Source organism: Kocuria rosea subsp. polaris, assembly GCF_001483755.1.
Lineage (GTDB): Bacteria > Actinomycetota > Actinomycetes > Actinomycetales > Micrococcaceae > Kocuria > Kocuria cellulosilytica.
In genome coordinates, this window is record NZ_LQBK01000011.1 from 156,959 (window position 1) to 169,362 (window position 12,404).

General features: G+C 75.2%; 10 protein-coding genes. 5 read left to right on the top strand and 5 right to left on the bottom strand.

The window, feature by feature from the left end:
* Window positions 1-8: 8 nt before the first annotated feature.
* From AVL61_RS08760 to AVL61_RS08775, 4 genes are all read left to right on the top strand, one after another.
* Window positions 9-1,319 (top strand): thiamine pyrophosphate-dependent enzyme, encoded by a 1,311-nt coding sequence (locus tag AVL61_RS08760; RefSeq protein WP_082697045.1) that lies wholly within the window; start codon window positions 9-11, stop codon window positions 1,317-1,319.
* The gene (locus AVL61_RS08765) at window positions 1,316-2,299 is read left to right on the top strand and encodes an alpha-ketoacid dehydrogenase subunit beta (RefSeq protein ID WP_058873964.1); all 984 of its coding nucleotides are present in this window, start codon (window positions 1,316-1,318) and stop codon (window positions 2,297-2,299) included. Before AVL61_RS08760 ends, AVL61_RS08765 begins: the two co-directional genes overlap by 4 nt.
* Window positions 2,300-2,379: 80 nt before the next feature.
* Entirely contained in the window at window positions 2,380-3,822 is a 1,443-nt protein-coding gene (locus AVL61_RS08770) for a dihydrolipoamide acetyltransferase family protein (protein ID WP_058873965.1), read from the top strand.
* A gap of 487 nt (window positions 3,823-4,309) precedes the next feature.
* Window positions 4,310-5,539 (top strand): aminotransferase class I/II-fold pyridoxal phosphate-dependent enzyme, encoded by a 1,230-nt coding sequence (locus AVL61_RS08775; protein ID WP_058873966.1) that lies wholly within the window; start codon window positions 4,310-4,312, stop codon window positions 5,537-5,539.
* Here AVL61_RS08775 and AVL61_RS08780 read toward each other — a convergent pair.
* From AVL61_RS08780 to AVL61_RS08800, 5 genes are all read right to left on the bottom strand, one after another.
* Window positions 5,505-6,302, bottom strand: coding sequence for a DNA-3-methyladenine glycosylase I (locus AVL61_RS08780; protein ID WP_058873967.1), 798 nt, complete (start codon window positions 6,300-6,302; stop codon window positions 5,505-5,507). The two genes, AVL61_RS08775 and AVL61_RS08780, sit on opposite strands and share 35 nt — an antisense overlap.
* Window positions 6,303-6,430: 128 nt before the next feature.
* Entirely contained in the window at window positions 6,431-7,444 is a 1,014-nt protein-coding gene (locus AVL61_RS08785; protein ID WP_058873968.1) for a hypothetical protein, read from the bottom strand.
* Window positions 7,441-8,736, bottom strand: coding sequence for a sensor histidine kinase (locus AVL61_RS08790; protein WP_058873969.1), 1,296 nt, complete (start codon window positions 8,734-8,736; stop codon window positions 7,441-7,443). The genes AVL61_RS08785 and AVL61_RS08790 overlap by 4 nt, the downstream gene beginning before the upstream one ends.
* Before the next feature lie 33 nt (window positions 8,737-8,769).
* A complete protein-coding gene (locus tag AVL61_RS08795; protein WP_058873970.1) occupies window positions 8,770-9,486 on the bottom strand; it encodes a LuxR C-terminal-related transcriptional regulator in 717 nt (238 codons plus the stop codon).
* Window positions 9,487-9,622: 136 nt separating this feature from the next.
* Window positions 9,623-10,603: a hypothetical protein gene (locus AVL61_RS08800; RefSeq protein WP_157571351.1), complete on the bottom strand. Its 981-nt coding sequence runs from the start codon at window positions 10,601-10,603 to the stop codon at window positions 9,623-9,625.
* Window positions 10,604-10,689: 86 nt separating this feature from the next.
* Between AVL61_RS08800 and AVL61_RS08805 the strand changes: the two genes are divergently transcribed.
* Window positions 10,690-12,396, top strand: a complete 1,707-nt coding sequence (locus AVL61_RS08805) for a long-chain-fatty-acid--CoA ligase (protein ID WP_058873972.1) — start codon at window positions 10,690-10,692, stop codon at window positions 12,394-12,396.
* Window positions 12,397-12,404 lie beyond the last annotated feature (8 nt).

Below are 12,404 nucleotides of genomic sequence, written 5' to 3' on the forward strand. Positions count from 1 at the left end.
TCCCGCCCATGGATGCCGCTCCATCGTCCCCGGCCGCCCAGGCGCCGGGCCGCACCGTGCCGACCCCGGAGGTGCGCACGCGCCTGGTCCGGCTCCTCGACCGGGACGGCCGCCGGAGCGAGGACCCGGTCCTGTCCCCGTACGTGCAGGACGTCGGCGCCGACCAGCTGCGCGAGCTGTACCGCTCGATGGCGCTGGCCCGCCGCTTCGACGAGGAGGCGACCAACCTCCAGCGGCAGGGTCAGCTGGTGCTCTGGGCGCCGATGCGCGGGCAGGAGGCCGCCCAGGTGGGCTCCGCCCGCGCGCTGCGCCCGGCCGACCACGTCTTCCCGACGTACCGCGAGCACGCCGTGGCCATCGAGCGGGGCGTCGAGCCCGCCGAGCTGCTCACCGTGTTCCGCGGGCACAGCGCCGGGGGCTGGAAGCCGAGCGAGCACCACATGAACGTCTACTCCATCGTGCTCGGCTGCCAGGTCCCGCACGCCGTGGGCTACGCCATGGGCATCGACCTGGACCGGCGGGCCGCCGAGGCGGAGGGCCGGGAGGCCGAGCCGGCCGCCGCGGTCGTCTACTTCGGGGACGGCACCTCCACCCAGGGCGAGGTCCACGAGGGCATGGTCTTCGCCGCGTCCTACGACGCCCCGGTGGTCTTCTTCGTGCAGAACAACCAGTGGGCCATCTCGGTGCCGTTCAGCACCCAGTCCCGCGTGCCCCTGGCCGAGCGCGCCGCCGGGTACGGCTTCGAGGGCCTCCGCGTGGACGGCAACGACGTCCTCGCGGTCCTGGCGGCCTCGCGGTACGCGCTCGAGAAGGCCCGCGCCGGGCAGGGCCCCGTGCTCGTGGAGGCCGAGACCTACCGGCTCGGGGCCCACACCACCGCGGACGACCCCACCAAGTACCGGCAGCGGGAGGACGAGAGCCGCTGGAGCGCACTCGATCCGCTGCTCCGGCTCGAGGCGCACCTGCGCGAGGCGCACGGGACCGGCGACGACTTCTTCGCCGAGGTCGCGGCCGACGCCCAGGTGTTCGCCGACCAGGCCCGCGCGCTCGTGCTGGCCATGGACCCGCCCGAGTTCGAGGACTTCTTCGACCGGCCCTACGCCGAGCGCCACTCCCTCGTGGAGGAGGAGCGCGCCTGGTACGCGGCCTACCAGGCCGGCTTCGCCGACGACACGGACGACGACACGGACGACACCGACGACGACGCCGGCACCGGACCGGACCGGGGCACGCAGGCCTCGGGGCTGACCGTGGCCGCCGACCCCGTGGCCGGGGTGCCCGACGCACGGACCGCCGGCACCGAGGAGGACCTCGCATGAGCACCGCCCCCGACCTGACGATCGCGAAGGCGGTCAACGCGGGCCTGCGCCGGGCCATGGAGGAGAACCCCCGGGTGCTGCTCATGGGCGAGGACATCGGCTCCCTGGGCGGCGTCTACCGCGTCACCGAGGGGCTCAAAGCGGACTTCGGCGCGCACCGCGTGATGGACACCCCGCTGGGGGAGGCCGGGATCGTGGGGACCGCCATCGGCCTCGCGCTGCGCGGCTACCGGCCCGTGTGCGAGATCCAGTTCGACGGCTTCTCCTTCCCGGCCTTCAACCAGATCACCACGCAGCTGGCCAAGATGCGCAACCGCACCAACGGGGACGTCACCGTCCCCGTGACGATCCGCATCCCGTACGGCGGGGTCATCGGCTCGGTGGAGCACCACTCCGAGTCCCCGGAGGCCCTGTTCGCGCACACCGCGGGGCTGCGCATCCTCACGCCGTCCAACGCCCAGGACGCCTACTGGATGACCCAGCAGGCCATCTCGTGCGAGGACCCCGTCATCGTCTTCGAGCCGAAGCGGCGGTACTGGCTCAAGGGCGCGGTCGACGCCGAGCGCCCGACCGCCGACCCGTTCTCCGCGCAGGTCGTCCGGCCCGGCGAGGACGCCACCGTGGTCGCCTGGGGGCCCCTCGTGCCCGTCGCGCTCGCCGCGGCGCAGGCCGCGGAGGAGGACGGGCGCAGCGTCGAGGTCATCGACCTGCGCTCGCTGTCGCCGATCGACTTCGACACCCTCGAGGACTCCGTGCGCCGGACCGGCCGCCTCGTCGTCGCGCACGAGGCCCCGACGTTCGGCGGCCTCGGCGGGGAGATCGCCGCCCGCATCACCGAGCGGGCGTTCTACTCCCTCGAGGCACCGGTGCTGCGGGTCGGCGCCTTCCACCTGCCGTACCCGGTGGCCGCCGTCGAGGACCGCTACGTGCCGGACCTCGACCGCGTCCTCGAGGCCCTGGACCGGTCCTTCGCCTACTGACCCCGCCGACCCGCCCGCCGGAGCCCGGGCCGGCGGCACCGCAGCCGGCCCGGGTGCCGCGCGAGAGAGGAAGTACCGACATGCCCCAGATCTTCAACCTGCCCGACGTCGGCGAGGGCCTGACCGAGGCGGAGATCCTCGCGTGGAAGGTCGCGCCGGGGGAGACCGTGACGGTCAACCAGGTCCTCGTCGAGATCGAGACCGCGAAGTCGGTGGTCGAGCTGCCGTCCCCGTACGCGGGGACCGTCCTGGACCTGCTGGTCCCCGAGGGCAGCACCGTCGAGGTCGGCAGCCCCATCATCGCCGTGGGCTCACCGGGTGAGGCGGCGGACCCCGCCCCGGCCGCCGGTGTCCCCGGAGTGCCGGGGGAGGGCGGGGAGCCCGGCGCGGACCGCCCCCTCGTCGGCTCCGGGCCCAAGGCCGATCCCGTGCGCCGGCGCCGCCGGGCGGCCCAGCCGCCGGCTCCCGAGCCCGAGCCGTCCCGTCCCGCGGGGTGGTCGGAGAAGCTGTCCCGGGGCCCGCTGGGGGCCGGGCTCGGCGGGGGGATCGGCACGGCCGCCCAGGGCATCGCCGGGCGCGCCGCCCGCCTGGCCGGGGACAGCGGCGTATGGCGCCGGCCCGGCCGCGCGGACGGGCCCGCGCCCGGGGAGGGCGTCCCGCGCCGCCCGGCGCTCGCGAAGCCCCCCGTCCGGAAGGCCGCGCAGGACCTGGGCGTCGACCTCGCCGACGTCCCCGCGACGGGCGCGGCCGGGCAGATCACCAAGCAGGACCTGCTGGCCCACGTGGCGCGGCTGGGCCAGGCCGGGGACCGGCGCCGCCCCGCGGCCCCGGAGGAGCGGATCGAGCGGATCCCCGTCAAGGGCGTGCGGAAGGCCACGGCGCAGAACATGGTGCGCAGCGCGTTCAGCGCCCCGCACGCCTCGGTCTTCGTGGAGGTCGACGCCACGCGCACCATGGAGTTCGTCCGGCGGCTCAAGGCCGCCCCGGACTACGAGGGCGTCAAGGTCACGCCCCTGCTGGTGCTCGCGAAGGCCGTGCTGTGGGCCGCGGCCCGCAACCCCATGGTCAACGCGACGTGGACGGACGAGGAGATCCTCGTCAAGCACTTCGTCAACCTCGGCATCGCGGCGGCCACACCGCGCGGGCTCATGGTCCCGAACGTCAAGGACGCCCAGGACCTCTCGCTGCGGGAGCTGGCCGTGGCCCTCGACGAGCTCTCGCGGACCGCCCGGGCGGGACGGACCCAGCCGGCGGACATGCAGGGCGGCACCCTGACCGTGACCAACATCGGGGCCCTCGGCCTCGACACCGGCACGCCGATCATCAATCCCGGAGAGGTGGCGATCATCGCGTTCGGGAGCATCAAGCAGAAGCCGTGGGTCGTGGACGGCGCCGTGGTGCCCCGCTGGGTGACCACGCTGGGCGGGTCCTTCGACCACCGCGTGGTCGACGGGGACCTCGCGGCCCGCTTCACCGCGGACGTCGCCCGGATCCTCGAGGAACCGGCGCTGCTGCTGGACTGAGCCCCGGCCCCGGCGGAACGGGGCCCCGGCGGCACGGCAACGGCCCCGCACCGATCGGTGCGGGGCCGTGTGCTGCGTCGTCGACGCGCGTGCCGCCACGTCCCGCGGCTCTCCCCGCCGGGCCGAGGCCCGGCGCCGCACCGACGTGGAACAGGGCGGTGGCTTCCCGCGCCCGGCGTCCCATCTCCGGTGGACCCGTGATTGAAATCCCCCCAGACACAATCACACATCTCATTCACGATGGATCACTCGTGCGACGCCGGCCGCGGTGGCAACCTGCCCGTCGGCCTCCGGCACTGCTGCCGGAGACCTGTCCCCCCACGCCCGGAGGACCGCCTCAGCGCGACCTCCTGACGTCCAGGACTGGGACCAGTATTGCGGAGGCCTGGACAAAAGTCTGTCCCCCGATGTGCCCATGACGACGACGGCGAGGCGTGACCGCGCTTCGGCGGGCGACGGCGGGCGACGGCGGTCGTAGGCTGGGCGCATGCCTCCGCACCCGCCGCCCCGCCCCTCCGCCCGCTCGGCGGTGCCGCCGTTCCGGGTGATGGAGATCCTCGCCGACGTCGAGCGCCTGCGGGCCGCCGGCCGGGACGTGGTCTCCCTCTGCGCCGGAGAGCCCTCCGGCGGCGCCCCGGGCGCCGTGGCCCGGGCGGCCGCCCGGGTGCACGCCCGCAACGAGGGGCTGGGCTACACCCCCGCCCTCGGCATCGAGCCGCTGCGCCGGGCGGTGGCCGGCCACTACGCCCGGTGGTACGGGCTCGACGTCCGGCCCGAGGAGGTCGCGATCACTACGGGGGCCTCCGGGGCGCTCGTGCTCTCCTTCCTGGCGGCCTTCGACGCGGGGGACCGGGTGGCGGTCTGCCGGCCGGGCTACCCGGCCTACCGCAACACCCTGGCCGCGCTGGGCGCCGACGTGGTGGAGCTCGACTGCGGCGCGGCGACCCGCTTCCAGCCCACGCCCGGGATGCTCGACGCCGCGGTCGCCGCGCACGGGCCGCTGCAGGGCCTGGTGGTGGCCGGCCCCGCGAACCCGACCGGCACCGTGCTCGAGCCCGCGGAGCTGGCGGCGCTGGCCCGGTGGTGCGCCGAGCACGGGACCCGCCTGATCAGCGACGAGATCTACCACGGGATCGTGCACACCGCCCCGGAAAGCGGCGGCCCGCGCGGCGGCGGGACGTACCGGGGCACCAGCGCGTGGGAGCACGACCGCGAGGCGGTGGTGATCTCCTCGTTCTCCAAGTACTGGGGGATGACCGGGTGGCGGCTGGGCTGGGCCCTGCTGCCCCGGGACCTCGCGGCCGCGGTCGACGCGCTGGCCGGCAACCTCAGCCTCTGCCCGCCCGCCGCGGCGCAGCTCGCCGCCGTGGAGGCCTTCACGCCGGACGCCTACGCCGAGGCGGACCGGGCGGTCGAGCAGTTCGCGCGCTCCCGGAGCCTGCTCCTGGAGGCGCTGCCCGCGCTCCGGTGGGGGGAGGTCGCCCCGGCGGACGGGGCGTTCTACCTCTACGCCGACCTCGGCGAGCAGCTCGAGCGGCACGGGAGCTCCCTGCAGTGGTGCCGCCGGCTGCTCGAGGAGGAGGCGGTCGCGGTCGTGCCGGGACTGGACTTCGACGCCGCGCGCGGCCACCGCACGGTCCGGCTGTCCTTCGCCGCGGGGCCCGACCGGGTGGCGGAGGCCGTCACCCGCATCCTCCGCTTCCAGTCCCGGACCTGAAGCACCCCTCGAGGTGCCCGGGGAGCACCCCGGTGCGGAGCAGGAACCGGTGCGCGGTGGTGCGCCCCACGAACACGAGGCCCTGCTCCTTGAGCCGGGCGGCCAGCCGGTCCCCCTCGGGGGAGCGGCTGGCCTCCGCCAGCACGGTCGGGGGCGGCTCGGCGGCGGCCGGCCGCAGGTCCGCGACGTGCGCCGCCCAGTCCTCGGGCCCGAGCCCGCGGCAGGCGCGGGCGTTGTGCACCACGGCCTCGATCTTGACCCGGTTGCGGATGACACCGGGATCCAGGAGCAGCTCGTCGACGTCGTCCTCCGTCATCCGGGCGATCTCCGCGGGGTCGAAGTCCCGCAGCGCCCGGCGCAGGCCCTCCCAGCGCTGGGCGATGCTCCACCGGGCCAGCCCCGCCTGGAAGATCTCCAGGCTGAGGGCCTCGAACCAGCCGGCGGCGTCCGTGGGCGGTGCGCCCCAGCGCCGGTCGTGCTCCTCGAGGGCGGCCGGGCCGGTGGGCGCCCACGGGCAGCGGCGCAGGCCGTCCCCGCAGAGCACCGCTCGGAAGGCGTCGTCGGGGGAGCGGGTCCCGTCGGCGCGGAGGGCTCGGTGAGGGGACCGGTGGTCGTCGGTGCGGCCGGCGTCGTCGGGGCAGCGGGTCCCGTCGGCGCGGAGGGCGCGGCCCGGGGACCGGTGGTCCTCAGCGCCGGGAAGGCCGTGGGGAGCCGTGCGGTCGTCGGCGGGGTGCGGGCCGTGCCCGGCGGAGTCGGTGTCCATGGGGCCACGGTAGGGAGCCCGGACGGCGGGCCGGGGCGGGCGCGGCCCCCTGTGGACGGTGCCGCCCGGGGACGGGACTCCGCTCCCGCGTGCAGTGCGGGCGCCCGCACCGCGGACGGTGGAGCCGGTCAGAACCGGGAGACCTCGCCGGTGCCGTCGGCGATCTCGATGGCCACGGGCTCCTCGTCCCCGGCGTTGCCGTCGTGGACGATGAACACCGCGGCCGGCTCTCCCTCCGGGAAGGCGCGGATCGTGACCGACCCGGAGGTCGCGGCGTTGAGCACCTCCATGGCCTGACGGGTGGCCGCGCGCAGCACCGCCGTGGGCAGGGGCTTGCCGCGCTCGTCCAGGATGTCCACCTGCACGCCCCGGGCCCGCGCCGCCCGCGTGACCTCGAGCAGGTAGGGGGTGGCGATCGAGCGGCCCCGGATCGAGTCCCGCAGCTGCGCCTCGGTGAGCCGGAACTGCTCGATCTCGTACTCGGAGACCGGGGAGGGGTCGTGCGCGATCCGCTCGAGCAGCCCGCCCGCGAGGCGGCGCACCTCGTGCACGCGCTGCACGGAGGCGTTGACCGTGTCCTTCTCGGCCTCGTCGTGGGAGCGCGCGGAGATCACCATGTCCCGGGCCTCGGCGAACGCCGCGGAGGCGCGGTCGTACTCGTGGGCGATGAGCTGGCTCGCGAGCAGCAGGGCCGCCGCCGCCGCGTTCGTCAGCGCGGCGTCCCAGAGGCCGAGCGCGGAGCGGGCGCCCCACGTCATGGACACGGCCACCGCGATGACGAGCGTGGCCCAGCCCCACCCGGCGCGGCGCCGGATGCCCAGGGCCACGAGGAAGCCATCGAAGCCCAGGGTGAACCACTGGCCCCCGAAGAGCTCCGCCTGGGGGTTCAGCGCGTCGTAGGAGCGCTGGATCGAGACCAGCATGAGGAGCACGCCCAGGGCCGCGGGCAGGTCGGGCAGCCGGCGCTGCCCGTAGGGGTACACGACCAGGGCCACGGCGACCACGTAGGTCACGAGCGCGGCCTGCATGAGGTCCGGCTTCACCATGCTGGGCGTCTGCAGCACCCCGAGCACCACGGGGATCAGGAAGAACACCGCGGCGGCCACCAGGCTCAGGGGGTGGAAGAGGGCGCGGGAGATCACGGCTGGGCGTCCCGGGGCCAGAGGATCGTCACGCGGGTGCCGCGCCCCGGTGCGCTGTCGACGTCCACCGCCCCGCCCACGTGGCGCACGTTGCCCAGGATGGACACGCGTACCCCGAGCCGGCGGGAGTCGATGCTGCGGACCTGGAACCCGCGGCCGCGGTCGAGCACCTGGAAGCGCAGGAAGAAGCCCTCGGGATTGATGGGGGTGGGCGGGCACACGTCGCCGTCCATGGTCACGTAGGTGACCGCGGTGCCGGCGTGCCGGGCGCTGTTGGAGACCGCCTCGGTGACCGCCTGCACGAGCGCCTGCGCCGTCTCCACGGGGATGAGGGGCCGCGGCTCGCCCGGTGGCCTGATGTAGGGGGTGATGCTGTTGAAGCGCACCCGGCTGCGCCACGGGGACAGGGCCTCGAGCAGGTCGTCCAGCAGGGTGTGCACCATGGTGGTGCCCTTGCCCTCGGCGCGGCGCTCCTCGATGGCGAGGACCTCGAGGGCCCGCTGCGCCAGTTCCCGGGTGCGCCGCTGGACGGGCCCCGGGGCCCGCCCGGCGTCGAGCAGGGCGGCCATGACGTTGTCGTGGATCAGCCGGTCCAGCCGCTCCTGCTCCTCGGCCTGGGAGCGCGAGCGGTTCAGCTGCAGCTCCTGCGCGATCGCGGCCGCGTAGACCTGGTCCGCGTTCTGCCCACCCCGGTAGACCAGGCTGATCAGCACCACGAGGACCACGCCGAACGCGATCCGGCTCGTGGCGTCGAACAGCACGCCCATCACGTCCGCGGCCTCCGTGATGCGCACCATGACCAGGACGTAGAACACCGTGACGGACACCAGGTAGGCGACCGCCAGCTCGATGCTCCACGCGACCACGGTGGCGGCGGCCGCGAGCAGGATGAAGGGCTCCACCCATGGGTCCTGCGGCGGGGCGGTGCCGGTCCAGGCGAGCGGGAGGGTCAGGACGGCGAGCGCCACGAGCACCGGCGCCGCGAGCACCGGCCACATCCGCACCTGCCGCCGGGCGCCCTGGAGGAGCATCGCGCAGCCGTTGAGCATGAGCGCCACCAGGAACACCAGGTGCCACCGATCGAAGGCGGGCAGCTGGTCCCCGACGATGGTGAGGGCCTCCAGGAAGAGCGCGACGACGACCAGCCCGTGGCAGATGTTCGCGAGCAGGTGGATGCGGTAGGAGTTCATCCCCAGCTCCTGCGGCGAGGTCGGCACCAGGAGGCTGCTGCGGCGCCGCCGGGCCGGGACCTTCCGGTAGGCGAGCGGGGGCCGGGACGCGAGGTGGCTCACGGAGCGGTGGTCCTCACCGCGGCGAGGGGCGGCTCACAGATGCTTCTCCGCCGTGGTGATGTCCGCGGTGGGCTCCACGAGCCCGTCCTCGATGGCCCGGATGCGCAGGTCGATCTTGGTGGGCGCCGGGCGCCCGACGCGCGCGTACTTCTCGCGGATGCGGTCGATGTTCGTCTTGACCGCGCTCTGCTTGATCCCCATCCGGCGCGCGACCTGGACCTGGGCGAAGCCCGAGGCGTAGAGCCGCAGGGTCTCCTGCTCCCGAGGGGAGAGGCTGGCGCGGGAGAACTCCACGTCCCCGTCGATCGCGGCGGCGAGCTCCTTGGTGATCACGGGCTTGCCCTCGGCGATGTTGCGGGCCTCCTCGATGGCGTGCTCGAGCGGGTCCGACTTGCGCACCAGGCCCAGCGCCCCGGCCCGCAGGGCCTCGCGGATCAGCGCGGCGTTCTCGCCGATGCTGAAGATCAGCACCTTCATGCCGGCGGCGCGCAGCAGCTCCACGTTGGTGGCGGGACGGGACATGTCGTCGAGGGACAGGTCCAGGAGCACGACCTCGCACTCGATCCGCTTGGCGCCCTGGGCGGTGAGCGCGGGGTTCTCGGGGTCCCGGCCCAGCTGGTCGAGGAGGGCGGGGACGCTGGAGGCCGATCCGACGAGCTTCACGTCCGCCTGCGAGGTCATGGAGACGAGGCGGACGCCCTCCCGGACGACCTCGTGGTCATCGACGACGGCGACAAGGGTGGACGGCATGGGCGATTCCTCCGGGTGCTGCTCGGTGGGCCGGTCCGCAGATTTCCGCGTGGGGGTGACGGATCTCACCGAGGTGCTCCGATTGTCCCCCTTCTTGTGGTGGGATGCGAACTCGACACGGTGCGGGGACGCAAAGTTACCGGCCCGGATCCCCCCAGCCCTCTCCCCAGCGGTCCACCCGGCGGTGGTAGCGCACGCCCCACAGCCCGCCGAGCACCGCCGCGAGCAGGTCGAGGACGAGCACGGCCACGACCGCGAGCAGGCCGGGCAGCAGCAGGTCGCCGATCAGCGCCTGGGCCGAGACGCCGACGGGTGCCAGGCCGACGGTGTCGGCCCACACCAGTCCCGCGACGGTGGCCACGGAGCGGCCGAACAGGGACCACAGCCACACGGACACGCCCTGCCGGGCGCCCGAGAAGCGCGCCATCCGGCCCGCGGCGTATCCGCCGCCCAGGAAGGCGAGGAACTCGACCAGGCCGAGGGCGGCCGCGCCCGTCCAGGCCGTCGCGGAGCCGGCGGCGAGGTCGTCCACCACGCCCCCGGCGCCGTCCACGAGCCGCAGCCCGAGCGCCGCGGCGGCGAGGCCCGCCAGCGCCAGCAGCAGCCAGGTCAGGGCCATCGCGCTGAGCCAGCCGAAGAAGCCGGGGACCAGCTGAAGGCCCCCGAACTCCTCCCGCTGCCGGGCGTGCCGGGTCGCGGCGTCGACCGGCACCCCGGCGGGGACGCCGGACGGGACGCCGGCCCCGGGGTCGTGCGCTCCGCCGGCGAGCGTCCCGGAGCCGTGCCCGCCTCCCGGTGCGGAGCCGCGGGCCCCGAGCACGGGCGCCGGGTCCGTGCGCGGGCCCGGGTCCTCCTGCACCGGGCGCTGGGCGGTCACCGCCGGCAGCGGCCGGGTGTGCTGGTCGTCCTCGTCGTACCAGGACCAGTCCTCGTCCCCGCCGCTCCCGGGGTCCCGGTCCCCGCCGGCCGCGTCAGCCGGTGCGCCGCCGGCGGTGGCGGCGAACCGGCTGACGGGGGGCAGCGGCCGCGTGGCGTCGGAGGAGTCGTGCGGACCGGTGTCCGACCAGGGCATCGGGTCGTCGGGCGAGGGCGAGCCGGGTGTCGAAGAGGGGGTCATGGCATCGGAGTCTACGGCCGGTCCCCGGGCCGGGCCCGGTGGGCGGTCCCGGCCCGCGGGCGGTGTCGCCGAGTAGTGTCGGGGACATGCCTGCCGAAACCGTGCGCGAGTTCCTGCGCGCCCGTCCCTGGACCGCCAGCTACGACCCGGGCGTCCCCGCGGACCTCGACCTGCCGGAGACCTCCCTCGTGCACATGCTCGAGCGGTCCGTCGCCCGGCACGGGGCGGGCACCGCGCTCGAGTTCTTCGGGGCCACGACCTCCTACGCCGCCCTGGGTCGGCAGGTGGACCGCGCGGCCGAGGGCCTGCGCCGGCTGGGCGTGCGCCGCGGCGACCGGGTCGCGCTCGTCCTGCCGAACTGCCCGCAGCACGTCGTGGCGTTCTACGCGGTGCTGCGCCTGGGGGCCGTGGTCGTCGAGCACAACCCGCTCTACACCGCCCCGGAGCTGCGCCACCAGTTCGAGGACCACGGCGCGCGCGTGGCGGTGGTCTGGGACCGGGCGGCCGAGCGGGTGCGCTCCCTGCCCGCGGACCTGCGGGTCGAGGCGGTCGTGTCCGTGGACGTCACCGCCGCGATGCCGCGCGCGAAGCGGCTGGCCCTGCGCCTGCCGCTGCCGGGCGCCCGGGCCGCCCGGGCCCAGCTCACCGGCCCCGCCCCGGGCACGATCCCCTGGCAGCAGCTGCTCGCCGCGGACCCGATCGCCGCGGAGCACCCGCGGCCCACGGCCCACGACCTCGCGCTGCTGCAGTACACCTCCGGCACCACCGGGCTGCCCAAGGGGGCGATGCTCACGCACCGCAACCTCGAGTCCAACGCCCTCATGGGCCGGCACTGGCTCGGTTCCGGCGAGCACGAGGTGGTGCACGGCGTGCTGCCCCTCTTCCACGCCTTCGGCCTGACCCTCGGGGTGACGTTCGCGATGTCCCTCGGGGCGAGGCTCGTGCTCTTCCCGACCGTGCGCGCGGACCTGGTCCTCGGCGCGATGAAGCGCTCGCGGCCCACGGTGCTGCCCGCCGTGCCGCCGGTGTACGAGAAGATCCTCGACGCCGCGCAGGAGCGGGGCGCCGACCTGCACGGGATCCCGGTGGCCGTCTCGGGGGCGATGAGCCTGCCGGTCCCGCTCGTGGAGCGGTGGGAACGGTCCACCGGGGGCATCCTGATCGAGGGCTACGGCCTCACCGAGTGCTCCCCGCTCGTCGCCTGCAATCCGCTCAACGACGCTCGCCGGGCGGGCTCGATCGGGATCCCGTTCCCGTCCACCGAGATCCGGCTCGTGGACCCGGAGACCCTCGAGGACGTCCCGCGGGACCGGCCGGGGGAGCTGTGGGTCCGGGGCCCCCAGGTCTTCCAGGGGTACTGGAGGCGTCCCGACGAGACCGCCCGGGCGCTGACGGACGACGGGTGGCTGCGCACCGGCGACATCGTCACCGTCGACGAGGACGGGTTCCTGCGGGTGGTCGACCGGCTCAAGGAGGTCGTGATCACCGGGGGGTTCAACGTGGCTCCCAGCGAGGTCGAGACCACGCTGCGGCAGCACGACGCCGTCGAGGACGCCGCGGTGGTGGGGCTCGTGGACCCCGGCGGTCGCGAGGTGGTCGTCGCGGCCGTGACGCTCGTGCCGGGCGCCGCCCTCGACGAGGCGGCCCTGCGCGAGCACTGCTGGGCGGGTCTCGCCCGCTACAAGGTGCCCCGGCGGATCGTGGCCGTGGAGGAGCTCCCGCGCACGATGCTCGGCAAGATCCAGCGCCGGGAGGTCCGCGAGCAGCTCCGGCGCACGGGTGTGCGGCTCTGAGCCGGGGC